Below are 23,511 nucleotides of genomic sequence, written 5' to 3'. Positions count from 1 at the left end.
GTCACTGCTGGAAGGCCACCATGGTGGACGCCCATCGGGCATCGACCACTGCGGTTTCAGCCGCTGTGTGCAATCCGTAAATGGCCCACGCGGCCATGGCGGCAAACAAGGTGTTTTGCAGCAACTTTTTGCGCATGGGGTTCTCCTCTGATTTGGCGGGCCGCCCTCGTGCAGCGGGACGACCTCATCGTATGAAGGATGATTGTCCTTCCAAAGGCGCAAAAAAACCCCCTTAAGGGGGTACTTCAGGGTTCATCCGGCAAGAAGTCAGCATCGCAGCCACGGCCAGCGGCGATCACCCGGCGCGCCCAGCGCAGCCAAAGGCCTCGCAAAGGCCCCCAACTCATCCAACGCCCGGCCGTGAACCGCTCAGGCGCCACCAGCAAACCGCAGCGGTAAGCCGAGGCTTCATCCGACCACACCAGCACGTCGCACGCCCCTTTTCGGCGCCGACTGATCAGCATGCCCACCGGGCAGGGCTCGACCAGGCAACACACGCCACAGCCATTGCAAGGCGCGCCCAAAGCGGGTTTAGGTGGTGCCTCTGCGTGAATATGGATGACTTGGTGGTGCATGAATGGCCGGGGTTTGCGACAATCTTGCCTTATGAACACCGCGCAGACCATTTCCCCTTCCGCCGACCAACCCGTCGATCAGTACATGAGCGCCGTGGGCCAGGCCGCCCGAGCCGCCGCCACCCTGATGGCCGCCGCCTCCACCGCCGCCCGCAACAACGCCCTGCTGGCGCTCGGCCGCCTGATCCGCGAGCAGGCCGCCGCCCTCAAGGCCGACAACGTGCAAGATGTGAGCAAGGCCCAATCCAACGGCCTGAGCGAGCCCATGGTTGACCGCCTGCGCCTGACCGACAAAGTCATCGAGACCATGGCGCAAAGCTGCGAGCAGGTCGCCGCCCTGCCCGACCCGGTGGGCGAGATGACCAACCTGCGCCGTCGCCCCACCGGCATCACCGTGGGCCAGATGCGCGTGCCCATCGGCGTGTTCGGCATGATTTTCGAGAGCCGCCCCAATGTGACGATCGAGGCCGCCTCGCTGGCCATCAAGAGCGGCAACGCCTGCGTGCTGCGCGGCGGCTCCGAGGCCATCCACTCCAACCTGGCGCTGTGGAAGCTGGTGCAGGCCGCGTTGACCGAGGTGGGTTTGCCCGCCACCGGCGTACAACTGGTGCAAACCACCGACCGCGCCGCCGTGGGCCAGATGATCACCATGCCGCAGTACGTGGACGTGATCATTCCGCGCGGCGGCAAAGGCCTGATCGAACGCATCAGTGCCGAGGCCAAGGTGCCGGTCATCAAGCACCTGGATGGCAACTGCCACACCTACGTCGACTTTGAAGTGGATCTGGACCTGGCCGTGAAGGTGACCGACAACGCCAAGACGCAGAAATACAGCCCGTGCAACGCCACCGAATCGCTGCTGGTGCACGTGAAGCAGGCCGCCGCCTTCTTGCCGCGCATCGGCGCCGTGTTCGCGACCAAGGGGGTTGAAATGCGAGCCGACCCGCGTGCCAAGGCCATCCTGGCCGATGTGCCGGGCGCCAAGGTGGTCGAGGCCACGGAGCAGGATTGGTTTGAAGAGTACCTGGCGCCGGTCATCGCGGTGAAGGTGGTTGATTCGCTGGACGAGGCCATCACCCACATCAACCACTACGGCTCGCACCACACCGATTCGATCCTCACCACCAACCAGCCCAACAGCATGCGCTTCCTCCGCGAGGTCGATTCGGCCAGCGTGATGATCAATGCATCGACCCGTTTCGCCGATGGCTTCGAGTACGGATTGGGCGCTGAAATCGGCATCAGCACCGACAAGTTCCACGCGCGTGGGCCGGTCGGGCTGGAAGGGCTGACCTCGCTGAAATACGTGGTGCTGGGCCAGGGCGAAATCCGCGTTTGATCCAAGCTCACCGTTGAATGCTTGACCTGACGCCCGCCAATGTCGGCCTGATGCTGCTGGCATCAGGCGCCGCCGGGCTGGTAGACGCCATCGTGGGCGGTGGTGGCTTGATCATGGTGCCCTCGCTGTTCGGCTTGTTCCCGCAAGCCTTGCCCGCCACCCTGCTGGGCACCAACAAGGCCGCGTCGGTCTGGGGCACGGGCTGGGCGGCCTGGCAGTTTTCCAAACAGGTTCGCTTGCCATCGTCGCGGTTACTGGGCGCCATCGTGGCGGCCTTGATGGGTGCGATCACAGGGGCCTGGTTGGCCACAAGGGTCCCGGCTTCGCAATTCCGGGTTGCGCTGCCCGTGGTGCTGTCAGGGGTCTGGGTTTACACGCTGTGGCGCAAGGACCTGGGCCGCCACCACACACCGCACTGGTCCCACCAGACCGAGCACCTGCTGGCCACCTTGCTGGGGGCCACGGTTGGGTTTTACGACGGCCTGTTTGGCCCCGGCACGGGCAGCTTCTTCGTCTTCGCGCTGGTGCGCGGCCTGGGGTGGGATTTTCTGCACGCCAGTGCGGGGGCCAAGCGCCTGAACTTCGCCACCAATGTGGCGGCACTGGCCTGGTTCATCCCGCACGGCCATGTGGACTGGGCGCTGGCTTTGCCGATGGCGGTGGCCAATGTGGCGGGCAGCAGCGTGGGCACCCGCCTGGCGCTGCGCCACGGCACGGGCTTTGTGCGCGTGGTGTTCCTGGTGGTGGTTGGCGCCTTGATCCTCAAGACGGCTTGGGACGCCTGGGGCAATACCTGGCTTTGACTAGAATCGGTCGCGCGCTGCATCAACCACTTTTCAGGCCCCCGATATGTCACCCCTACCACCCGCTGCGGGTTCGACCGTGCTCGGCTCCCCGTCCCGCGCTGTGGATGCCGACGCATTGGCCTCCGCCTTGATGGCCCCTCGCATCGCGGGATTGGACTTTCTGCGCGCCTTGGCCGTGGCCCTGGTGTTGCTCGGTCATTCAGCGGAAAGTGTGGCCAGCCTGGCTGACTTGCTGGGGGTGGTGAGCGGCTTGGGGGTCAAGGTCTTTTTCGTCCTGTCGGGCTTTCTGATCACGCGCCTGCTGTTCGATGAGCTTGACACCCACGGCCGCGTTGACTTTCGGGCGTTCTACCGGCGCCGCCTCGCTAGGTTGATGCCGGCCTTTTACCTGTATCTGGTGGTGGCCATTGGGATTCTGTGGGTGCGTGGCAAGCCGATTCCCTGGGCTGCCGTGACGGCCTCCATGCTCTACGTCACCAACTACTACCAGGCATTCACTGGGGCCCAAACCAACATCGTGGCGCATTGCTGGTCCCTGGCCGTGGAAGAGCAGTTCTACATGCTCTGGCCCCTGCTGGCGGCGTTTCTGGTGCGTCGCCGCCTGAGCATGGTTCGCGCGCTGGTGATGATCATCGTGGCGGTGTGGTGCTGGCGCCTGTTCCTGACCCTGCAAGTCCAGGCATCCGTGGACTACATCTACAGGGCGCTGGACACCAGGGCCGACGAACTGGCCGTGGGCTGCCTGATCGCCGCGCTGTTTCGGGACAGCAAGTGGCGGGAGCGTCTGGCGGTGATCATGCAGTTGCCCCTGATCGGACCGGTGCTGGTGTTGCTGATCTACGCGTCAACGGTGATGGATGGTCAAAGCGCGGTGTTCAAGTACTGCGTGGGCTACATGGTCGAGCCCATACTGATCGGTCTTCTGATGATCCTCACGGTGCTCGCGGCCAGCCGAACCACGGGCTGGTTGGCCGCTGTGCTCAACCACCGGGTGCTGGTGCACATGGGCCAGGTGTCCTATGGCATGTACCTCTTCCACGGCATGATCATGTTCACCATTCAGCATGCCGTGGAGGGCCGCACGGACAACTTCTGGCTGGGTTTTGCCAGCGCCTTTGTGGCGGTGTTCGCTTTTTCTTCTGCGGTGTTCCGCTGGTATGAAACACCCATGCGCCGACTGATCAACGGACACTGAAAACGCGGCCATGGCGCCGCATACAGGGACTTACTTCGGGCCGCTGTAGTTCATCCAGCCAATGGCTTTGGCATTCAGGCTCTGGATGAACAGCTTGCCGCCCAACTCGGTCGCGGCCGTGGTTTCGGGGTAGGCGCCGCTGGGGTCCTGCAGGTCATCCACGATCTTGCCGGACTCGTCCAAGGCCACGACATGGCCATAGGCCTTGGGCACCGGCCACAGAAAGCGGGGCAGGCGCAAGGTCAGTTTGCGGATGGCGGGGTACTCGGCCGCAAAATCGATGACCGGGCTGCGCGGCTTGGTCAAACCCACCCAAAGGCGGCCCTGCTCGCCCGCCTCCAGGTTGTCCGGGAAGCCGGGCAGGTTGTCCACCAGCACGGTGGCCGCCCCCTGGCTGAGGGCGTTGGCCAGCGTGGGCGTGTTCATCATCCCTTGGGTGGCGCGGGTCAAGGACAGCTTGGCCAAGTCGATCTTGAGGATGCGGTAAGTGCCGGTCTCCGACAAGTACATCGTCTTGCCATCTTTTGAAAACGCCACGCCATTGGGAAAGCACAAGCCCGCCAAGGCCACGCGCGACTTCAAGGACACCGGGTCGGCCGCGATGAGGCGACCGGTACAGCTGTGCTCCAGGATGTCCAGCACGCTGGCTTCCAGGGTACTTTTCCACTCGACCACGCCAAAACGGCGGCTGGCATCGGTCAGCCAAAGCGTGCCATCCGCACCCACCTTGACCGCATCGGCATAGCGAATCGAATCGCCCGCCACCGGGTCATCAATGGTGGTGAGCAAGGTCTGGACCTTGGCGCTCGCGCCGCTGCCTTCAATGCGCAGCAGGCCTTTGACGCCATCGGCCACCAACACACGACCTTGTGCGTCCAGGTCGATGCCCAAGGGGCGACCGCCCGTGTTGGCGAGCACCTCGCGCTTTTGGCCATCCGGGCTGAACTTCAGCACATCGCCATTGAGCAGGCCGGTGTACAGCCAGCCTTGATGGGCCGTGATGTGCTCGGGCCCGACTTGGCCCGCGCCCAGGGTGATCTGCTGCAGGCCTGCCAGCTTCTGGTTAACGGCATGGGCACCCACATAACCCAGATCCTTGGGGGCCGACCACAGCACGGGATCCGCCGGAACAGGCCAGAACGCCAGGTAGGCCACCAAAGCGGCCACGGGCGTGGCCCAGGAGGCCAGCCAGCGCAGGCTGCCTCGTTGTGCAGTAGGGCTTGATGGGATGACTCTCATGTGCTGGCCAGGGCTTACTTTTCGACGAAAGCGCGTTCGATCACGTAGTCGCCCGGCTCGCCTTGCGAAGGCGAAATATGGAAACCGCGCGCATCGAGGATCTTGCACAGGTCGGTCAGCATGGAAGGGCTGCCGCACATCATGGCGCGGTCGGTGGCCGAGTTCAGCGGAGGCAGGCCGATGTCGGCAGCCATCTTGCCGTTCTCGATCAGGTCGGTCAGGCGCCCCTGGTTGCGGAACTCTTCGCGCGTCACCAAGGGGTAATAGATCAACTTGTCGCGGACCAGGTCGCCCAGCAACTCGTGGTCGGGCAGGTCGTCCTTGATGAAGTCGTGGTACGCCAACTCGCTCTTGTAGCGCACACCGTGAACCAGCACCACCTTGTCGAATTTCTCGTAGGTGTAAGGGTCTTGGATGATGCTCATGAAGGGCGCCAGGCCGGTGCCCGTGCCGAACAGGTACAGGTTCATCGCGGGCTTGAGGTCGTCGACCACCAAGGTGCCCACGGCCTTGCGGCTGACCAGCAGCTTGTCGCCCACCTTCAAGTGCTGCAGCCGCGAGGTCAATGGGCCGTCCTGCACCTTGATGCTCAGGAACTCAAGGTGCTCTTCGTAGTTGGCGCTGGCCACGCTGTAGGCACGCATCAAGGGCTTGCCGTTGACTTCGAGGCCGATCATCACAAAATGGCCGCTGGCAAAGCGCAAGGCCGGATCACGCGTGGTTCTGAAGGTGAACAGCGTGTCGTTCCAGTGGTGGACGTGGGTAACAGTTTCTGTATTGAAGGCGGCCATGACCAGGTTCCTGCAAGGGCTCTCGAAAACCCTCTATTGTCGCCCAGCTTTGCGGCCCCTGCCAACCACCAGCCACGCCCACCCCTGAAGTCCGGGGATTTGATCCGCTATGCTGAGCTGTTACGACATCGATTTGTTCGCCATGCCCGCCGCCCCCCTTTCCGCCTTTGCCGATCCACGCGCCGCCCTGGTCGTCTTTTCTGGCGGGCAGGATTCCACCGCCTGCCTGGCTTGGGCCCTGAGCCGCTTCAGCCGGGTCGAGACCATCGGCTTTGACTACGGCCAGCGCCATCGCGTCGAAATGGACTGCCGCGAACCGGTGCGCCAAGCTGTGGCCCAGGCGTTTCCAGACTGGGCCACGCGGCTGGGCCAAGACCACGCCCTTGATTTGGCATTGTTGGGTCAGATCTCAGACACCGCCCTGACCGAAGACCGCGCCATCGAGATGCAGTCCAACGGCCTGCCCAACACGTTCGTGCCGGGCCGCAACCTGTTGTTCCTGACCTTCGCGGCCTCGGTGGCCTACCGACGCGGCCTGAACGTGCTGGTGGGCGGCATGTGCGAGACCGACTACTCCGGCTACCCCGATTGCCGCGACAACACCCTCAAGGCCCTGCAGGTGGCGCTCAGCCTCGGCCTGGCCGCGCCCATGACGGTGGAAACGCCGTTGATGTGGCTCACTAAGGCGCAAACCTGGGCCCTCACCGACCAGTTGGGCGGCCCGGCACTGAACGACATCATCGTGGAGCACACGCACACCTGCTATCTGGGCGACCGCACCCACCGCCACGCCTGGGGTTACGGCTGCGGCCAATGTCCCGCCTGCCAATTGCGTCGCGAAGGCTTTGAGCAATGGACGACTGCTAGGATTGATTGAATGAACATCACCCAAATCATCACCCTCGCGGTGGTCGCCTTGATCGTCTTTTGGGGCGTCGGCGCCTACAACCGACTGATCAAGCTGCGCAACGAAATCACCAATGCCTTTGCACAGATTGACGTGCAACTCAAACGCCGCCATGACCTCATCCCCAACCTGGTCGAGGTGGCACGCAAATACCTGGAACACGAACGCGAGACCCTGGAGCGCGTGACCGCCGCCCGTGCGCAAGTGGTGGCGGCCACCGACCTGGTCCGCAACCAACCCAACCAGGCTGGCCCCATCAAAAGTCTGAACCTGGCCGAAGGCGTGCTCAGCAGCGCCATGGGGCGTTTCCAAGCCATCGTGGAGGCCTACCCGGAACTCAAGGCCGACGAGTCCCTGCGCGACCTCAGTGAGGAGCTGACACACACCGAGAACAAAGTGGCCTTCTCGCGCCAATTGTTCAACGATGCCACGCTGGATTACAACAACGCGGCCCAGCAATTCCCGGCCAACCTGGTGGCTGGCGTCTTTGGCTTCAAAGAGGCCACCATGCTGCAGTCCACGTCCAGCGATGCTGAACGTGCTGGCGTGAAAGTGGCTTTCTGAACAACCAAGTCAACGGGCAGTCTCGCCGTTCACCATGAAATTTCGACAGCATCAGGAACAGGCCCAGGCGCAAACCTTCAAACTGTTCGCCTGGTTTGCTGTGCTGTTGGCGGGCCTGGTGGTGGCCGTCAACGTGCTGCTGGCATTGGCCTACAAACTGCTGATGCCGTTCAGCCATGGCTACCCCGCCTTGTTCTTCGAAACCAACTCGGGCGTCATCCTGCTGTTTGTGCTGGGGGGCTGCCTGATCGAAACCCAGCGCCTGCGCGAAGGCGGCGGCGAGCGCGTCGCCCACTGGATGCACGGCCGCCTCGTCAAGGATCCGGACGACCCATTGGAACGCCGCCTGCTCAACGTGGTCGATGAAATGGCCATGGCCTCTGGCCAGACCGTGCCACACGTCTACGTGCTCACGCGCGAAGACGCCATCAACGCCTTCGTGGCCGGTTGGTCACCCGAGGACTACGCCCTGTGCGTGACCCGTGGCGCGCTGGACCGCCTCACCCGCGCTGAATTGCAAGGCCTCGTGGCGCACGAGTTCGGCCACCTGAAAGAAGAAGACTTGCCCATGGCCATGCGCCTGCTGGCCTTGGTGTGGGGCCTGTCGCTGGTGCACGGCTATGGCCAGACCCTGATGAGCCGGGATGACCAAGACCACATCAACCCGGTGCGCTGGGTGGTGGGGCTGGTATTCACCGCGGTCGGCTGGCTCGGCTGGGGCGCTGGTCGCCTATTGCAGGCCGCCGTGGCACGCCAACGCGAGTTCCTGGCCGATGCCAACGCCATCCAGTTCACCCGCACGCGGGATGGTCTGGGCAATGTGCTGCGCAAGATCTGGTTTGACCAGCAGATGCTGGGAGGCCAGATGCGCCACCCTCAGGCAGACATGGTGGCCTCCTTGCTGCTGCACCAATCCAGGCTGTCGCGCTGCATGGCCACGCACCCGCGTTTGCCTGAACGCATCCGCCGCATCTGCGGCGCCGTGTTGGCCCCCATGCCGGCGCCTTTGCTCAGGCTGGAGAAGGCCGAGCCTCGCCGCCCGCCAACCATCGTCCCAGGCGCGATGCTGTCGGCTGCGTCACTCACCGAGGGCGCCACCCAGTCGCCCGGCAAACCGACACCGCCCGAAGACGCCGATGCCGTGGGCCGACTGCGCCGCCTGGCTGGCCCCCGCGAAAAGCGCATGGCCGTGCTGGCACTGATGATGTCGGCCGGCAACCGCGACGAACACAAGCTGTGGCTGAACCTGGCCGAGGGCCTCACGCACGCCCAGCAGATCCTGGACGATGTGCAGGGCCTGCGCCCCGAGCGCCTGGTTCCGGAATTCGAGCGTCTGTCCAAAAGCATCGCCAATGATCCGATCAGTGATCGCCGCGCCCTCGTCGAAGCCGCCCGTGATCTGCTGAAAGCCGATGGCCGCGTCAGCCCTCGTGATCGCCTGTGGTGGCTGGCACTGCGCCATCAGATGAGCGACAAGAAGAACAGTCGGCCCTTCATGCGCCCGGTCACCGGGCAAGGACGCGAGCTGTTCGATCTGCAGGAAGACGAGCTGGCCCACGTGATCGCGCTGTCGGCGTATCTGGCCCGATTTGTGCCCGAGGCCGAAGTGCAGGGCCTGCTGGCCGCCACCAGCCGAGCCTGGTACGCGCGCGTGGTCGCACGCTGCAACCAGCTGCAGGATTTGAAACCGGATGGCAAGATTCCTGACGCTGACGCCCTGATGCACGCCCTGGCAGGTGTTCAGGAGTTGTCGTGGATGATCAGGCCCGTGTTGCTGCGGGCCTGGGTCGAAGAAGCGTTGAACCACAGCACGGGGGGCCTGATGTCCAACGACACCGCCAACGCCCTGCGCTTGATGGCCGGCTTGATGGACTCCCCCATGCCACCCGCCTTGGCATCGCACTACCCGCGCGACTGAGGCTCTTCAGGCGTCGCCGTCTTTGTCCTTGCTGTCCCTGCCACCACCGGTAGACCGGGGCAAACGGGTCAGGCCCAGCAGGCCATTGCGCAACTCTTCAGGGGCGGCCGGCCCGATGTACATGCGCAGGTAGATCTGGTAGGCCAACTCGTTGTTGATCGCGTGGCTGCTGGATCCCCCGGCAACCCCAGGGTCGATCATCAACTGTTTGCCATTGATGGCGCACATCCAACCTTTGCCTGGCAGCCAGTCCAGGTTGACCACATCGCCCTTGCTCACTCGTTTGACCGCGCTGTAGGCGGCGCCCACTTGGCTGATCTCGTTGATCAGCTGCTTGAACTCTGCATCGGTGGAGTTCTGCTTGAAATCGGCGATGAAGATGCGGGAAATGGTGGACGAGGTGAACTCGCGCAAGAGATTGAGCTGGATGCGGCGGATGCCGTTCAGCTTGAAGATCGCATCGGGCGTGGTGCGTTTTTCTGGCAGGTAAAGCGCGGTCACGTCCGCCTTGAAGTAGCCTCGCTTGCGAACCGCCGCGCCATTGAGCACCAGCTTTTGCCCATAAGCGGTGATGGTTTCTTCCAGTTCGACCCCTTCCAGCTCGGCAGACGCTGCGTGCGCTGGCTGGGCCCACGGCACGAGCGCGGCCGCCATGGCACTGGCCATCAACTGGCGTCGGTGGTTTTCAAACGGGGACAAAGCGACAAGGTCATCTTGCATGATGTGACCACTCCTACGGCACAGCCATCAACTCGCCCGCAGCGCGGGCTCCACCGACCACGCGGACCGGGGATTCCATCAATCAGGGGAGATTACAGCGGCTTGGACAGCGTCAACCAGAAGGCTTGGCCTTCAGTGCGATTTTTCGCACCAAACTCCTTCAAGAATTTACCTTCCAGCAGGAACTCGCCGCCATTGGCCAACCAGGCCACGGCAGGGCCAGCGGCGTAGGCGCGCATCTTGTTGCCGGTGCTGAGGTCAGACGAGGTGGCCAGCGCGGTTTGTTGAGCAGGCGAGTAGCCCGTCAAATCCTGCGAGTCTTTGGTGAACTGTTCCACCACATAGCCTTGCAGACCCACGCGAATGTCCTCAGACACGAACTTCATGGCCTGGTAGTCGATGTTCAGGATGTTGCCCGTGCGGTAGCCATTTTCCTTGTTGCGCGTGTTGAAGGACAACACCAGGCGAGCGCCCACGTCCCAGCCATCGCCCACGAAGGCGTACTGCACCGAGGGGCGGAAGGTGAAAAAGTTGCCAAAGCCTGAATTGGCACGTTGGGTTGCGTCGTAGTCGCCTGTGGGCAGCACGATGGTGGGGGCAATCGACACGTGCTGGTGATCACCAATTTCCATGTGCCAGATGGGCGAGACTTCAAGGTCGCCGATGCCGTAGGCGGCGGAATCAGTGGCAATGCCACCCGTGATGCGCGAGCTAAGACCTGCCGCGAGCCCTGGTACAGCACTCAGCGGAGTAGGACCGATCGGCGTCAGCGTTGGAGCCTCTCCGGCCAGCTGAACTTTCCTTCTGACCAAGGGCAACATGGCCGTGAATCCGACATTGCCACCCAACACCTGTTCACTGCTCAGATAGGTAATACGTGGAAGAATGGCATAGGTATCCGCCTTGATACCAACCTTGGAGTTGTAGTCAATACCTGCTGGGAATGCGGCCGAGACTCCCGCAGCGGTCGCAGCGGCGCCCGCCACGTTACCCGGATTGGCCGCCAAGAAGGCAGCACCGGCCGCCGCGCCAACCTGCGCCGACGAAACATTCCCAGTCTTAGCCAACTGCTTGCCATCATTGCCTTTGATCTTGTTGGCGTGGTACGCCACCATCGCCACCTGCCCGTACCAGCCGGGCACCAAAGGCGAGGTCATGTCGCTGCCGCCCACACCCGGCGAATACCGTTGGTTGCCGTTCTCGGCCGCCAGGGCCACCGACGACGCGCTGAGGGCCGCTGCCAGGGCCACGGTCTTGAGGGTCAGCGCGCAGGCCGACGAAGCATCACGGCGAAAGGTGTTCATGCAGACAGCTCCTAATGAATTGAATTCGTTCAACGGGTTTGTTAAAAAAATGCAGGTTGCAAACGTATCTGTGCAATATCGACCTAACTGTGCCTTGCTTGACCCCAAATGTGTGCGCAGGTTGTCGCAATGGCACGACAGGGATCACCTGGAGTGCGGTGGTTTTGCACGCCAGATCGCTCAATCCAATGGGGATCGACCCTGAAGAGGGGTTTATTCGCCTTCGCCGAACTTGTCGTTGATCAGCGCCACCAGCGCTTTCATGGCGTCTTCTTCGCGGGCGCCATCGCACTCCAGTTCCACCGCAGCCCCCAGGCCAGCGGCCAGCATCATCACGCCCATGATGCTTTTGGCGTTCACACGCCGGTCATTGCGGCTCATGAAGACATCACATGGAAAACTGCTGGCCAGTTTGGTGAACTTGGCCGAGGCGCGTGCGTGAAGTCCCAGCTTATTGCTGATGTTGACGGTGGTCTTGATCATTGGTGGGCTGACTGGCCTGGTTTTGAGGCTTGTTGGTCGCGATTTGCATGACGCCCTGGGTGCCACCAGCCACCGCGCGGGTAATCAGGGTGTCCAGGGACTCATTGGAATAGTTGAGCGCACGCCAGAGCATGGGGACGTTCACGCCGGTGATGACCTTGACGCGCACCCCATCGGACAGGCGCTGCACGATGTTGCAGGGCGTGGCCCCGAACACATCGGCCAGGATCAACGCTTCGCCCCGGGGATCAGCCTTTTGCAGCATTTCCAGGATGATCCGGCACTGTGCTTCGATCTCGTCGGGGGGCAGGTTGGCTGGTACGTCCAGGATCTGCAGGGCCTGGGCCGCTTCCGGAAAACAATGCTGCGCCGCCAGCTTCAGGGCTGAAGCCAGAGGGGCGTGCGCAATGAGAAACAAGCCGGGCATATCAATGATTATGGGCTGCTCAATCCAAAAATTTGAAGCCCTGGATGAATGTCTCTACCGCGTCGGTGGAATCCTTGGCATTTGCAGGCGGCACGGGGCGCCACAGGCTGGCCTGGTAAACCATCAAACCGTGGGAAAAATGCCACGCGTGCACTTCAACGGGCACGCTTTGCCCGTTGCCCGCCGGGCGCCGCCCCATCAGGCGCCAATGCCGCGACAAGGGGTGGGGGGTCATGCCGATGACCTGGGCAGGCCCCAGGTCCACCGCTGATACCGTGGCCACGGCGGACGGTGTCCCCAGGCGGCTGACCGCTTCCAAGTTGTCGCGCAGGGCGCGGCTGTCCGCCGCCAGGGCCAGCGGCACCCGGGTGATGTCTTGCGCGTCAAAGTAGCTGAGTGCCCAAATGGACTCGCCCACTTTGCACGACACCAAGTGCATGGCCACGGGCGGGCCAGGTAAGGCAGGCAAGGTCAATGAACGGTCGACCTGGTTCGGTTTGCAGGGGAACACCGCCTGCAGTGCCGGAGCATGTTCGGGCCGGACGGTGCGCCAATCCAAAACCGGGCTGCACGCCACCATGGCCAGGCAAACCACGACCGACAGCGCCCAAGCGCCCTTGTCACACCAGCTTTGTTTCATGGCGCCAATTATGGACAAAGGACCATGATTTCACCCATGCGTGGGATGGACAGGCCTGATCGACCCGCCGAAACTGAGGTCGAACGAACCGAGATGTGCCATGAATTTGCCCTCCCCCTCCTCGGCCAAATTGGCGTCGGCCCAGCCTGGGGTCAACCCGATTGAGTTCCCGCTCGGCGCGGATGAATGCGAGCTGGTGCGCTGGCAAGAGTTGCTGGCCCAGGCCGGCCGGGAGTTGGCCGAACCCCTGACCACAGCGCTGGAACGCGTGGCCACGCTGACCACCACGGGCCGCATCGACCGCGCTGGCTTGCGCACCTTGCTGGAGGAGGTTGATCGCGCCCGCCAGGTCGGCATCTGGTGCCAGCAGATTTCACGGCTCGCCTCCGGCCGTGTGCGCTTGTCTCATGAACGCATCCACCTGACCAACACCGTGCAAAGCGTGCTGGCCCACCGAGCCCGTGAGCTGCAGGCGCGCGGCATCCACATTGTTCAATCACTGCACGAGGTGGAGGTGCAGGTGGACCCGTCCATGCTGCATGGCCTGCTGAACGCCTTGGTCGATTGGTGGTTGAGTTGCGCCCAGGGCCTGGTCGATGTCCGAGTCAACATGGGCCCCTCTTCTGACACCGCCTCGCTGATCTGCCAGTTCCAGCACCGATCACCGGACCTGCCCCCGGATCAGAACGGCACCCACAACCCGGCCCTTGACTGCATGAGCTGGCACCTGCTGACGCAAACGGCCCGCACACTCGGCCTGGTGCCGCAACGCCAGATCGAGCCCTCGCAAGCGCGCTGGACGCTGGAGTTTCCACGCACGGCCAACGGCCTGGCGGCAGGCGCCAGCACCGAGGCCCCAGAGGCCGGTTTTGCCGATTCGATCAACTCCAAGCCTCTGGCCGGTTGCCACGTGCTGGTGGTGGTAGCGCGCCGCGATGTGCGCGGCTTGGTGCGCGAGTCCATGAAGTCCATGGGCTTGGTGATCGACTTCGTGAACTCAGTGAGCGATGCAATCGAATTTTGCAACGAAGGGCTGCCTCACGGCATCGTGTTCGAGTCCAGCCTGAAGACGCCGAGGTTCATGCAAATGGTGGGCAGCATCCGCCAGGAAGTGCCCGAGTTCGTGTTCATCGAGCTGCTGGAAGAAGGCCACACCTTCGAAATTTCCAGCATCAGCCCGACCGGCATGGCGCGTGTGGGCCAGGCGGCTGTGGCCACATCGCTGCCCTCAGCCCTGGTCTACGAACTCACGCGCATCATGTGATTGAGTGAAGCTCAGGCGGGCTCGGCCAGCAGTTGGCCCAGCAGCGTGTGCAGCGCGTCAAAATCAGGCTCGCCGATGTAGCGCTTGACGATCTCGCCCTTCTTGTTGACCACGAAAGTCGTGGGCGTCAACTGCACCGGGCCAAAGGCCTTGGCCAGATCGCCCGTGTGGTCCATGACCACCTGGAAGGGCAGTTGCCGACTCTGCGCGAATTGCATCACGTAGGCGGGCGGGTCGTATTCCATGGCCACTGCCAGGGTCTGCAAGCCTTGCGCCTTGAACTTGTTCTGGGTGGCGATCAGCTGGGGCATCTCTTTGATGCAAGTGGTGCAACTGGTGGCCCAAAAGTTGATCAGGGTGACTTGCCCCTTCAGATCAGAAGTGCGGTGCTGGCTGCCATCGATCCGGGTATAGGGCAAATCAGGCAGAGACGCCTGGGTGTCCCAAAAACATCCGGACAGAAACAGTGGCACGGCCACGGCGATCAAGGCAAGATGTCGTCTGTTGGAATTCATGGCCGTTGGGTCAGTGGAGCTGTATCAGTGGATCACCTAATGAACCGTCGTCAGATCATATTGTCGTCTGCTTGCCAGGCTTTGGCAGGCAGCATGGCATTGTCCTTGTTGGCGTCGTCCAGTGCGCGGGCTGCCACCTTCAGCCAGGCAGATGCCACCGGCGCCGTGCGTGCGGCGCTTGAACGCGGCGCAGACATCGCCGTCAAGCAATTGGGCCAGGTCAATGGCTTCATGGGCAATGACAAGATCCGCATCCCTTTGCCCGATGTGCTGGAAAAAGCCGCGCCCTTGCTGCGCGCGGTCGGCCGTGGCCGCCAGTTGGACGACCTGGTCAACGCCATGAACCACGCGGCCGAGAACGCGGTGAGCCTGGCGCTGCCGTTGCTGCGCAATGCCATCAAGGGCATGTCGGTGCAAGACGCGCGGCAGATTCTGTCGGGTGGTGAACACGCGGTGACGGATTTCTTCGCCGCCAAAACACGCGCGCCCTTGGGGGTTCAGTTCTCGCCTCTGGTCAACAAGGCGGTTGAAAAGCTGTCGCTGGCCCAGCGCTACAACGAACTGGCTGGCAAGGCCAGCAGCATGGGCTTGATCAAGGGCAGCCAGGCGGCCACCGTGCAGCAGCACGTCACCAACAAGGCGCTGGACGGCTTGTACTTCGTGATCGGCGAAGAAGAACGCCGCATCCGCAATGATCCCGTGGGCACGGGCAGCGCCCTGCTCAAGAAGGTTTTTTCGTCCCTTTGAGCCCGGCGGGTGGCTTGGCGGGTTGAGAGGCGGCAGGCACGGGCGCCAGCAGCGATCGCTGCACGCGCTCGACCTGCGGATCAGCCCAGGAGCCGGTGATGCTGAACTGCCGGGTGCTGGCCTCTGCCACCTGCTTGCGCAACAACACCTGCGCGATGAACGTGCCCAGGCCCACCGCTGGATTGATGACCGCGTAAGCCAGCGAGGCCGTGCCGGCGTTCACTTCGGGCACCACGAACACGTGCAGGTTCTGGGTTTCGCGCGCCAGGTCAGCCTGGCCTTCCATCATCACCACGGCCTGCACACCGCGCATGCGCAGGTTGCGGGTGTCGGCCACCCCTTGCTTGATGGAGACGTCGCCATCGATGGCATCAAAGGCAAAGCCTTGTTGAAACACATCGCGGAAGTCCAGCACCAGGCGCCTGGGCAGTGATTGAAGGCTGAGCACGCCCAGCAACTTGGCCATGCCGGGATCGACCTTGAGGAACTGCCCTTCCTTGATGTCCACGGACAACTCACCCGTCATGGTCGCGGGGTTGGGCTCCAGCGGCGAGCCCATCCAGGCAATCTGGCCGGTGAGCCTGCCCTTGCCACCCTTCAAGGTCTGGGGCAAACCGAGGCGGCCCAGCAGGCTGCCGCTGTTGTTCAGTTCCAGCGTGAAGTTGAACGCCGCTTTCTGCTGGGGTTTGGCGCCGGGCACCAGGCCCACCGCCATCCAGTTGCCGCTGGCATTGAGTTGGGCTTCGGGGTTGGTCATGCGCAATTTGTTCAAGCGCCATTCTGGCTGCACACCGCCCCCCTCCGCAGGCACCAGGCGGTTGAGGGCCTCCACCTCCATCTTGCCCAAGGGCAGGCCCCGCCAATCCAGCTCGTCGATGACGATGTCCAGCGCCGGCACGGTCACGGTCTCCGGAGTCAGCAACTGCAGCGCAGCCTGGTCCTCGAAGGCTTCGGCCTCGGCGGCCGGTACCGATAGGCGTGACAGGCGGGCCACGATGCGGTTGCCGGTCGGCCCGCTGGCCAGGGGCGAAGTCTCAGGCCGCATCTCGATCTGGCCCGCCAGTTGGTCGGACTCGATTTGCGCACGCCAGACGCCCGGGTTGGGATGGGCCAAGGTGACGTCCACATTGCGCAGATTGCGCTGCTGGTAGTTCAGCACACCGGCGCGCAAGCTCAAGGTGTCGGGCAGATAGTCCTCACCCGGGCCCACGCTGTCGCTGGAGGGTGAGCGCACCACGCGGGCCAGGCCTTGCCAGGCGTCCAGGTCCAGGGTCGGCACGGTGACCTGGGCCACCACGCCTTTGGGGGGCAAGGCCGGAACGGCGATGGCGCCACCGCCCGCCGTGGATTGAACCAAACTCAAGGCCCCGCGGGTGACTTTGGCCTGGTCGCCCTTCACATCGCGGCGGAAGTCTGCCCGCAGCCAGGGCGAACCCGCGGCGTTGGCCGACTGGGCCGCGCCCAACTCCACCAGCAAGGCGTCGCTGAGTCCGCTGGGGTCATCGCTTCGGTGGATCATCGTCAAGGGCCAGATGCTCTCGGCGCTTTTGTTCAAAGGCGCGGGCAGGTCCACTGCCAAGCCTTGCAAGGTGGACACGACGTGCAGTTCTGGCTGCGCCGCCGTGGAGGCCTGATCCACCGCAACCTTGGGCAGGGCCACGGTGACGGTCACCGCCGCCTGGCCCGTCATGCGCTGGGCCAGTTGGGCCAGCGCAGGCCATTCGCTGGCCGTGCGCAAACCTTCCGCGGTGATCAGCCCCTGGGCCACGAACTTGGGGGCCCCGCTGGCGTCTTGCTGGCCTTCCACGGTCACATCCTGCCCCCACACATTGGCCACGGCCGAGACCTTCAAAGTCTTCTGGGTGAAATCAACCTGCCCCCTCACCTTTTGCAACAACGGGACGCTGGGGTGCAGGCGCAACGCGGCCTGGTCCTGCTCGACCAGGCGGACACGGCCACGCAAACCGGTGTTGGCTGTGTGGTTCAACGGGATGTCCAAGGCCAGTTGCAAACTGCCGGTGCCGGTGCCCTCGGCTTTGTGCAAGAGCTTGCCCGTCCAAACACCCACAGGGGACACGGCCATGTAGCGCAGCAGATCGTTCAAGGGGCCTTGCCCCTGGCCACGAATTTCCAGATGGGGGTCGTCGGACGCCAGGTTCTCGATTCGCCCTTCGACATCACGCAGCAAAAAACTGCCCGTGCCCAATCCACCCAACTGGGCCTTGGCGCCCTGAATGCGCAAACGCAGGCCCTCGAAAATCAGATCGCCGTCCAGCCCGGTGAACGCAGGCCAGCGGGTCTGGGTGGGCACGCCACCCGCCTCCAGCAGGGCCGCGGGCACGTAGTCCAGGGTCACGTTTTTGGTGGGCACATGCACGCGGAAGCGCCCACCCTGGTCATCCTTGAAAGGAAATCCGGCCAGGGCCCCTTTGACCTCGAAGGTGACTTTCTCGCCACGCCCCTCGCGCACGGCCATGCGCACATAGTCGCGGGCATGGAAGGGGATGACCGAGGGCAGGTAGCGCCAGACCCGGTTGGCTTGGCCCCAGGCCAGCTTGCCCTCCAGGTCAAGGTGGCCCGGAAAACGGGCCTGCGTCCCCGTGCCGGTGCCAGGGCCCGTCTGCCAGGTGGCTTGCAGTTCGCCTTCGGCGTCGTCGTTGGCAAACGTCGCTTTTTTGACCTCCACCTGCAACTGAGGCGGCAAGGCCGCTTGGTCGGCCGGTTTGATGCGCCAGTTCACACGGGCCGCCATCGCGCTCAAGGGAATGCGGGGCTCGTCGAAAGCACCCGGCAGTTCGACCCAGCCTTTCTGGATGGCCACGGAGGCCTGGCCGCCATGCTCGTCGGCTTTCAGGTCAATGTCGGCCTCGGCCAGACCGGGCCGCCCCTGTTTGGCCGAGGCCGCCCACCCAAATCCCTTGATCTGAGCGCGCGCGCTGTATTCACGCGGGTCATCGGCCGGTCCTTGCCAACGCCAGGTCAATTGCCGCCCCACGCCCTCGGGGGCCAGGTCCGCCAGGGTCCGCCGCATGGCCGTCGAGATCGGCAAACGATCGGCCAGTCGGGCCAGCACGCCCAGGTCCAGCCGGTCGGCGTCTACCTGGCCGCCCACGGTCTGGCGCCAAACATTGGCGTTGATCTGCCCTTGCAGCGGCGCGTGCCGCCATGCCAGTTGGGCCGAGCTGGCTGGCCACACCAGCCCTTCGGTGGTGGTGAAGGCCAGTTTTTTCAGCGCCACGTGGGATTCGGTGCGCTCATTACGGGCCATGATGCGACCGCTCAGGGCCCGAAATGCCAAGGGCTGCAAACCTTTTTCCAGGCGGATGCTCACATCCTGCACATTCAGATCAAGCGCCAGACTGCTTGGCCGCCCTTGCTTGAGGACCAGCTCCGCCGCCATGCGGCCACGGCCGCCCTCTACGTCCACGGGCAGGTCCACGTGCTTGCGCAAGGACTGCACATCCGCATGCGGCAGGTTCACCGACAACTTGCCAGACCAAGTGCTCAAATCAGTGGCCTTGGGCGCGTCGCCCAGCCAACGCCGCCACCAGGGCAACTCCAGCGCCTTGGTCGAGGCGGCCTCTTGCGCGGACAAAGTCCACAAAGGCTGCGTCATTCGGGCCTTGACCTCAAAGCGCTGACCGAACTCCGGCAAGGGCGTGGCCAACAAGGACAAATGGTGCACCTGCGTGCCCAGCCCGGGGTGGCTGCTCAAATCCAGGTCCACCTTCTGCAGCAGCAAGGTTGGCGCCTGGCGCAACTCATCGGTCCAGCGCACAGCGCCCTGCTCGATGCGGATCAAGCGCTGAGACAGCACCCAATCCAGCACTTGGCCATTGCCCGCGGGCATCGCCTTGGACGCCAGCTTCAAACCCGCCACATGCAGATCACCGGCCAGATCACGGCGCACCTGCAACTCCGGACGGACCAGCACCAGCCTGTCCAGCCGGACCTCCTGGCGCCACAACACCGTGGGCCAAAGGGTGCTGGGTGAAATCCGTGCGGTCACTTCCGGCAGGCGCAAGGCGACGCTACCGCGCTCGTCCAGCAAGGCCACGTCCTTCAGTGACAGCACCGGTGACCAGCCCTCGGCCAGCCCCGACAAAGCGCCAATGCGCACCGGCACCCCCAGTGCCTTTGTGGCTTGTTGGGCCAGCGCCTCACGCCACGAACCGATTCGGGGCAGAATTTGGAATAACAAAGCCCACCAGGCAATCGCGGCCATGAACAGCAGCACCGCCAGCGTCAGCAAGCACCACCGCCCCACTCGGAGCAGTGAGCGCGCCTTGCTCACCTTGGCATGGCCAGAAGAATCAGAAGAAATCGTGGGCATGAAACAAAACTGTCGTCCAGGTGGGCCAAATTCGCCATTTTGTGAAACGCAACTGCCCTACCATCCCGGAACCAGTTGCAGGGCCCGACAACCGATCACCCTAGCACAGACCCTCACCTAGGCTCATGGGCTTCACATTCTTTAACCCCCACAACCCGGCTCCCTCAAGGGCCCATGCGGACCACACGCGGTTCGTGCAGCGCATCCGTCGCCGCTACACCCCCGAACGCGAGGAGTTTGCCCAGCAAGCGCCCGGCACCCCCACCGAAAACACCATCGACGCGCTGGTCGATCAGTTGCTGGCTGGGGGACGTGCGCTTCCGTCTGCCTTGCGCGTGGCCCGCCAACTTGTGCTGGAACGCCTGGCCTGCCTCGATGTGGAGCAATCTTGCCCGCTGGCCGACGTGACCACCGCCATGACCGAGCTGGCACAAGCCACCCTGGAGCGCGCCCTGATTTGTGCTCAGGCCGAATTCGACGCCATCCATGGCGCCCCCCTGAACGAGCAAGGCCAGCGCATCGACTTGTGGGTCGTCGGCATGGGCAAGCTGGGGGGACGCGAGTTGAATGTGTCGTCCGACATCGACCTCGTCTACGTTTACGAAGACGACGGCCACACCACCGGCATCGACGACGACCGAGGTGGCCGCAAAGGCCAGATCAGCGCCCACGAATACTTCTCGAACGTCGCCAAGCGACTCTTCAGTCTGATCGGCGACACCACCGAAGACGGCTTCGTCTTCCGTGTTGACTTGGCCCTGCGCCCCAACGGCAACTCCGGGCCCCCCGTGGTCAGTCTGGCCATGCTCGAAGAATATTTCCTGGTGCAAGGCCGCGAATGGGAGCGCTTTGCCTGGCTCAAAAGCCGCGTCGTCGCGCCCCGCGCCGCCATGCCCCAAGGCAGCCGCCACGCCCGCGCACTGGCCCTGCGCGACGTGGTCATCCCTTTCGTCTTCCGCCGTTACCTTGACTACGGCATCTTTGAAGGCCTGCGCCAACTGCATCGCAAAATCCGGGATGAGGCCAACCGCCGCGCCGCTGGCCGCCCCGAACGTGCCAACGACGTCAAGCTCTCGCGCGGCGGCATCCGCGAAATCGAGTTCACCGTGCAACTGCTGCAAGTGGTGCGCGGCGGCCAGTTCCCCGAGATCCGCACCCGCTCCACCCTCAAGGCCCTCAAGCGCCTGGCAGCACGAGGCCTGATCTCCGACGCCACCGCCGACAAGCTCGCGCAAGCCTACACCTTCCTGCGCCAGGTCGAGCACCGCATCCAGTACCTGGACGACCAGCAAACACACCTGCTGCCCACCGACGATGCCGACCTGGCCTGGATCGCCGCCAGCCTCGGTCTGGGCAAGCCCAGCGAAGACAAACCCGATTGCAACAGTGGCACCTGCCAGTTGCTCGACATCCTGTGCAACGTGCGTGAACTGGTGGCCACCGAGTTCGACGCCTTGCTGCACGAAGGCAATGCGCCCAGCAACAAACCCGCAGGCTGCCGATCCTGCGGCGGCCCGCCCCTTCCAGTCGACAGCGACGAGTTCATCGCCAAACTGCCCGAGCCCATCGCCTCGCACGTGCGCACCTTCGCCGCGCAACCACGCGTCAACCTGCTCAGCGACACCGCCAAGCTCAGGCTGGCCAAACTCATTGGCCGGGCCACCCTGCTGGCCTACACCAGCGAAGACTGCTCAGACGCCACCCCGCAAGACTGCCTGGGCCAGGACGCCGTGCTGCGCTTCATCGACTGGCTGAACCCACTGCTGCGCCGCGACAGCTACCTGTCGCTGCTGGCTGAGCGCCCCGAAGTCCTCAAGCGCCTGCTGCGCCTGCTGGGCCTGGCCAAATGGTCAACGCGCTACCTCATGCTCCACCCTGGCGTGATCGACGAGCTCGCCGACCCACGCCTGATGGAAGGCCGCTTCGACCCGGTCGCCTACCAGCAAGACCTGCAAGACCGCCACCGCGGCTGGGAGCGCGCCGGCCAAGCCGACGAAGAAGCCCTGCTCGACACCCTGCGCCGCGCCCACCACGCCGAAATCTTCCGAACCCTGGTGCGCGATGTTGAAAAACTGCTGACGGTTGAGCAAGTCGCTGACGACCTCTCCGCCCTGGCCGATGCCACCCTGGACATCACCCTGAAATGGGCCTGGGGCCACCTGCAGCAACGCCCACCCAAACAAGCCCGCTACGCCGTTGGCCGCGAACCGCATTTCGCCGTCATCGCCTACGGCAAACTGGGCGGCAAGGAGTTGGGCTACGGCAGTGACCTGGACGTCGTCTTCCTGTTCGACGACACCCAAGACCGCTCCTCGGCCGACGACGGTCCCGATGCCCCCGACCCCATTGACGCCTACCTGGTCTTTGCCCGCAAGGTCATCAACTGGCTGACCCTGCGCACCTCGGCCGGCGAGTTGTTCGACATCGACACCGCGCTGCGTCCCAATGGCAACGCAGGCCTGCTCGTCACCTCTTTCCACTCATTTGACGACTACCAGCGCCAGCGCGGCAGCAACACCGCCTGGACCTGGGAACACCAGGCCCTCAGCCGCGCACGCTGGTGCGCTGGCGACCCGGCCCTGGCCACCCAATTCGAGACCACCCGCCGGGCCATCCTCTCCACGGTGCGCGACACCCAGGCCCTCAGTGACGAGGTGCTGGCCATGCGCGAACGCCTGCGCTCCGCCCACACCTGCCCGCCCGACCAATTCGACGTCAAACACAGCGCGGGCGGCATGATCGACGTCGAATTCGCCGTGCAATACCTCGTGCTGGCGCACAGCCACGCCCACCCAGGCCTGCAAGACAACGTCGGCAACATCGCCTTGCTGCTTCGGGCAGAACAAGTCGGACTGCTGCCTGCGGGCATTGGCCACGAAGCGGGCCAGGCCTACCGCGAGTTGCGCCGCGTACAGCACAGGGCGCGCCTGGATGAATCGGCCCTGCAACTGGCCGACGAGGCCAAAGATGCGATCAAACCCCACCGCGATGCGGTCCTGCGCCTGTGGGGTGCCGTGTTCATGGGCCCCAGCACCCATACTTCAGCGTGACGCCCCGCCCTCTCGGGCCTTTGGCCTGGACCGGCGTCGCCTTGGCGCTGGGCCTGCCCACTCTGTGGGGCCTGCTGCCCGGGCACTGGCCACCCGACACCTGGGCCCTGCACCCCAGCGCCGGGCTGCAACAAAGCCCTTTGAACCTGTGGACCTGCGCCTGGCTGCACGCCAACACCCGCCACCTGGTGGCCAATCTCGGCGGCCTGGCCCTGATCCTGAGCCTGGGCTGGATCCTCAAACTGCCCCCCCGCGCCGCCCTGGCGTGGCTGCTGGCCTGGCCCATCACGCACCTGCTTCTCCTGCTCGACCCTCGGCTGGACACCTACTACGGCCTGTCAGGCATCTTGCACGCCGGGCTGAGCACCACCGCGACCAGCCTCATCCTTCAAGCCAAAGATGATCGCGCAGCCAAGTGGCCCACCCTCTACGGGTGGGCCCTGCTCTTGGGCATGTTGGCCAAATGCTGGCTGGAGAACCCCAACTGGCAGGTCCTGCTGCCCCGCCCGGGTCTGGGCATGAACGCCGCACCGCTGTCGCATTGGGCCGGCACCCTGGTGGGCATCGGTATCACCCTGACACTGTCGTTACCCAGAGGTCACGCCTGCTCGAAATCCCGCCCATGAGCACTTGCTCAGGGAACGTACACTCATTGGCTGAATTTTGACTTCAGGGAAGTCCCCAGGGAACTTAC

Annotated in this window: 21 protein-coding genes; 10 read left to right on the top strand and 11 right to left on the bottom strand. The window is 64.0% G+C overall.

Features of this window, described 5'->3' with window-relative positions:
• Position 1: 1 nt before the first annotated feature.
• Together PSV38_RS08695 and PSV38_RS08690 are read right to left on the bottom strand one after the other, a co-directional pair.
• On the bottom strand, positions 2-136 hold the full coding sequence (locus tag PSV38_RS08695) for a hypothetical protein (protein ID WP_300546621.1): 135 nt from the start codon (positions 134-136) through the stop codon (positions 2-4).
• A gap of 109 nt (positions 137-245) precedes the next feature.
• Positions 246-575, bottom strand: coding sequence for a hypothetical protein (locus tag PSV38_RS08690; protein ID WP_300546619.1), 330 nt, complete (start codon positions 573-575; stop codon positions 246-248).
• A 31-nt stretch (positions 576-606) separates the two neighbouring features.
• Between PSV38_RS08690 and PSV38_RS08685 the strand changes: the two genes are divergently transcribed.
• Genes PSV38_RS08685 through PSV38_RS08675 form a run of 3 tightly spaced genes read left to right on the top strand, consistent with a single transcriptional unit; the run spans position 607 to position 3,915 of the window.
• Complete coding sequence (locus PSV38_RS08685; RefSeq protein WP_300546618.1) at positions 607-1,914, top strand: glutamate-5-semialdehyde dehydrogenase; 1,308 nt, start codon at positions 607-609, stop codon at positions 1,912-1,914.
• A gap of 17 nt (positions 1,915-1,931) precedes the next feature.
• Positions 1,932-2,717: a TSUP family transporter gene (locus PSV38_RS08680; RefSeq protein ID WP_300546616.1), complete on the top strand. Its 786-nt coding sequence runs from the start codon at positions 1,932-1,934 to the stop codon at positions 2,715-2,717.
• 46 nt (positions 2,718-2,763) lie between these two features.
• Positions 2,764-3,915, top strand: a complete 1,152-nt coding sequence (locus tag PSV38_RS08675) for an acyltransferase (RefSeq protein WP_300546614.1) — start codon at positions 2,764-2,766, stop codon at positions 3,913-3,915.
• Positions 3,916-3,945: 30 nt separating this feature from the next.
• On the opposite strand, the gene PSV38_RS08670 is transcribed toward PSV38_RS08675, so the two are convergent.
• Both PSV38_RS08670 and PSV38_RS08665 read right to left on the bottom strand, forming a co-directional pair.
• The gene (locus PSV38_RS08670) at positions 3,946-5,154 is read right to left on the bottom strand and encodes an SMP-30/gluconolactonase/LRE family protein (protein WP_300546612.1); all 1,209 of its coding nucleotides are present in this window, start codon (positions 5,152-5,154) and stop codon (positions 3,946-3,948) included.
• Positions 5,155-5,168: 14 nt separating this feature from the next.
• Positions 5,169-5,945, bottom strand: a complete 777-nt coding sequence (locus PSV38_RS08665; RefSeq protein ID WP_300546611.1) for a ferredoxin--NADP reductase — start codon at positions 5,943-5,945, stop codon at positions 5,169-5,171.
• Between the two features lie 142 nt (positions 5,946-6,087).
• On the opposite strand from PSV38_RS08665, the gene queC reads away from it, so the two are divergent.
• Genes queC through PSV38_RS08650 form a run of 3 tightly spaced genes read left to right on the top strand, consistent with a single transcriptional unit; the run spans position 6,088 to position 9,334 of the window.
• Positions 6,088-6,822, top strand: a complete 735-nt coding sequence (gene queC, locus PSV38_RS08660; RefSeq protein ID WP_300546930.1) for a 7-cyano-7-deazaguanine synthase QueC — start codon at positions 6,088-6,090, stop codon at positions 6,820-6,822.
• Positions 6,823-7,416: a LemA family protein gene (locus PSV38_RS08655; RefSeq protein WP_300546610.1), complete on the top strand. Its 594-nt coding sequence runs from the start codon at positions 6,823-6,825 to the stop codon at positions 7,414-7,416. It abuts the gene before it with no gap.
• Positions 7,417-7,450: 34 nt separating this feature from the next.
• Positions 7,451-9,334, top strand: a complete 1,884-nt coding sequence (locus PSV38_RS08650; RefSeq protein ID WP_300546608.1) for a M48 family metalloprotease — start codon at positions 7,451-7,453, stop codon at positions 9,332-9,334.
• Between the two features lie 6 nt (positions 9,335-9,340).
• Here the strand turns inward: PSV38_RS08650 and PSV38_RS08645 are convergent, their stop codons facing one another.
• The 5 genes from PSV38_RS08645 to PSV38_RS08625 form a co-directional block, all read right to left on the bottom strand.
• The gene (locus PSV38_RS08645; RefSeq protein WP_300546606.1) at positions 9,341-10,054 is read right to left on the bottom strand and encodes a chalcone isomerase family protein; all 714 of its coding nucleotides are present in this window, start codon (positions 10,052-10,054) and stop codon (positions 9,341-9,343) included.
• A gap of 92 nt (positions 10,055-10,146) precedes the next feature.
• Complete coding sequence (locus PSV38_RS08640; protein ID WP_300546604.1) at positions 10,147-11,358, bottom strand: transporter; 1,212 nt, start codon at positions 11,356-11,358, stop codon at positions 10,147-10,149.
• 213 nt (positions 11,359-11,571) lie between these two features.
• A complete protein-coding gene (locus PSV38_RS08635; RefSeq protein ID WP_230180636.1) occupies positions 11,572-11,841 on the bottom strand; it encodes an HPr family phosphocarrier protein in 270 nt (89 codons plus the stop codon).
• Positions 11,810-12,268, bottom strand: coding sequence for a PTS fructose transporter subunit IIA (locus PSV38_RS08630; protein ID WP_300546601.1), 459 nt, complete (start codon positions 12,266-12,268; stop codon positions 11,810-11,812). Before PSV38_RS08630 ends, PSV38_RS08635 begins: the two co-directional genes overlap by 32 nt.
• A 19-nt stretch (positions 12,269-12,287) precedes the next feature.
• Positions 12,288-12,908: a hypothetical protein gene (locus tag PSV38_RS08625; RefSeq protein WP_300546600.1), complete on the bottom strand. Its 621-nt coding sequence runs from the start codon at positions 12,906-12,908 to the stop codon at positions 12,288-12,290.
• A 100-nt stretch (positions 12,909-13,008) separates the two neighbouring features.
• Here PSV38_RS08625 and PSV38_RS08620 point away from each other — a divergent pair, with 100 nt between their 5' ends.
• Entirely contained in the window at positions 13,009-14,172 is a 1,164-nt protein-coding gene (locus tag PSV38_RS08620) for a hypothetical protein (protein WP_300546598.1), read from the top strand.
• A gap of 11 nt (positions 14,173-14,183) precedes the next feature.
• On the opposite strand, the gene PSV38_RS08615 is transcribed toward PSV38_RS08620, so the two are convergent.
• Entirely contained in the window at positions 14,184-14,687 is a 504-nt protein-coding gene (locus tag PSV38_RS08615; RefSeq protein WP_300546597.1) for a TlpA disulfide reductase family protein, read from the bottom strand.
• Between the two features lie 93 nt (positions 14,688-14,780).
• Here PSV38_RS08615 and PSV38_RS08610 point away from each other — a divergent pair, with 93 nt between their 5' ends.
• Positions 14,781-15,434, top strand: a complete 654-nt coding sequence (locus PSV38_RS08610) for a DUF4197 domain-containing protein (RefSeq protein WP_300546595.1) — start codon at positions 14,781-14,783, stop codon at positions 15,432-15,434.
• On the opposite strand, the gene PSV38_RS08605 is transcribed toward PSV38_RS08610, so the two are convergent.
• On the bottom strand, positions 15,409-19,767 hold the full coding sequence (locus PSV38_RS08605) for a YhdP family protein (RefSeq protein WP_300546593.1): 4,359 nt from the start codon (positions 19,765-19,767) through the stop codon (positions 15,409-15,411). The genes PSV38_RS08610 and PSV38_RS08605 overlap by 26 nt on opposite strands.
• 125 nt (positions 19,768-19,892) lie before the next feature.
• On the opposite strand from PSV38_RS08605, the gene glnE reads away from it, so the two are divergent.
• Both glnE and PSV38_RS08595 read left to right on the top strand, forming a co-directional pair.
• Positions 19,893-22,817 (top strand): bifunctional [glutamate--ammonia ligase]-adenylyl-L-tyrosine phosphorylase/[glutamate--ammonia-ligase] adenylyltransferase, encoded by a 2,925-nt coding sequence (gene glnE / locus PSV38_RS08600; protein ID WP_300546591.1) that lies wholly within the window; start codon positions 19,893-19,895, stop codon positions 22,815-22,817.
• Complete coding sequence (locus PSV38_RS08595) at positions 22,814-23,443, top strand: hypothetical protein (RefSeq protein WP_300546590.1); 630 nt, start codon at positions 22,814-22,816, stop codon at positions 23,441-23,443. Before glnE ends, PSV38_RS08595 begins: the two co-directional genes overlap by 4 nt.
• Positions 23,444-23,511 lie beyond the last annotated feature (68 nt).

Origin of the sequence: Aquabacterium sp. (genome assembly GCF_029946005.1) — a bacterium.
Lineage (GTDB): Bacteria > Pseudomonadota > Gammaproteobacteria > Burkholderiales > Burkholderiaceae_C > Aquabacterium.
The sequence above is the reverse complement of the archived record's forward strand: the minus strand, read 5'-3'. Positions and strand labels throughout refer to the sequence as shown.

What these genes read in the sequence shown, in the direction of transcription:
- PSV38_RS08695 (WP_300546621.1), bottom strand. Translation starts at nt 136, where the DNA reads ATGCGCAAAAAGTTGCTGCAAAACACCTTGTTTGCCGCCATGGCCGCG.
- PSV38_RS08690 (WP_300546619.1), bottom strand. Translation starts at nt 575, where the DNA reads ATGCACCACCAAGTCATCCATATTCACGCAGAGGCACCACCTAAACCC.
- PSV38_RS08685 (WP_300546618.1), top strand. Translation starts at nt 607, where the DNA reads ATGAACACCGCGCAGACCATTTCCCCTTCCGCCGACCAACCCGTCGAT.
- PSV38_RS08680 (WP_300546616.1), top strand. Translation starts at nt 1,932, where the DNA reads ATGCTTGACCTGACGCCCGCCAATGTCGGCCTGATGCTGCTGGCATCA.
- PSV38_RS08675 (WP_300546614.1), top strand. Translation starts at nt 2,764, where the DNA reads ATGTCACCCCTACCACCCGCTGCGGGTTCGACCGTGCTCGGCTCCCCG.
- PSV38_RS08670 (WP_300546612.1), bottom strand. Translation starts at nt 5,154, where the DNA reads ATGAGAGTCATCCCATCAAGCCCTACTGCACAACGAGGCAGCCTGCGC.
- PSV38_RS08665 (WP_300546611.1), bottom strand. Translation starts at nt 5,945, where the DNA reads ATGGCCGCCTTCAATACAGAAACTGTTACCCACGTCCACCACTGGAAC.
- queC (WP_300546930.1), top strand. Translation starts at nt 6,088, where the DNA reads ATGCCCGCCGCCCCCCTTTCCGCCTTTGCCGATCCACGCGCCGCCCTG.
- PSV38_RS08655 (WP_300546610.1), top strand. Translation starts at nt 6,823, where the DNA reads ATGAACATCACCCAAATCATCACCCTCGCGGTGGTCGCCTTGATCGTC.
- PSV38_RS08650 (WP_300546608.1), top strand. Translation starts at nt 7,451, where the DNA reads ATGAAATTTCGACAGCATCAGGAACAGGCCCAGGCGCAAACCTTCAAA.
- PSV38_RS08645 (WP_300546606.1), bottom strand. Translation starts at nt 10,054, where the DNA reads ATGCAAGATGACCTTGTCGCTTTGTCCCCGTTTGAAAACCACCGACGC.
- PSV38_RS08640 (WP_300546604.1), bottom strand. Translation starts at nt 11,358, where the DNA reads ATGAACACCTTTCGCCGTGATGCTTCGTCGGCCTGCGCGCTGACCCTC.
- PSV38_RS08635 (WP_230180636.1), bottom strand. Translation starts at nt 11,841, where the DNA reads ATGATCAAGACCACCGTCAACATCAGCAATAAGCTGGGACTTCACGCA.
- PSV38_RS08630 (WP_300546601.1), bottom strand. Translation starts at nt 12,268, where the DNA reads ATGCCCGGCTTGTTTCTCATTGCGCACGCCCCTCTGGCTTCAGCCCTG.
- PSV38_RS08625 (WP_300546600.1), bottom strand. Translation starts at nt 12,908, where the DNA reads ATGAAACAAAGCTGGTGTGACAAGGGCGCTTGGGCGCTGTCGGTCGTG.
- PSV38_RS08620 (WP_300546598.1), top strand. Translation starts at nt 13,009, where the DNA reads ATGAATTTGCCCTCCCCCTCCTCGGCCAAATTGGCGTCGGCCCAGCCT.
- PSV38_RS08615 (WP_300546597.1), bottom strand. Translation starts at nt 14,687, where the DNA reads ATGAATTCCAACAGACGACATCTTGCCTTGATCGCCGTGGCCGTGCCA.
- PSV38_RS08610 (WP_300546595.1), top strand. Translation starts at nt 14,781, where the DNA reads ATGGCATTGTCCTTGTTGGCGTCGTCCAGTGCGCGGGCTGCCACCTTC.
- PSV38_RS08605 (WP_300546593.1), bottom strand. Translation starts at nt 19,767, where the DNA reads ATGCCCACGATTTCTTCTGATTCTTCTGGCCATGCCAAGGTGAGCAAG.
- glnE (WP_300546591.1), top strand. Translation starts at nt 19,893, where the DNA reads ATGGGCTTCACATTCTTTAACCCCCACAACCCGGCTCCCTCAAGGGCC.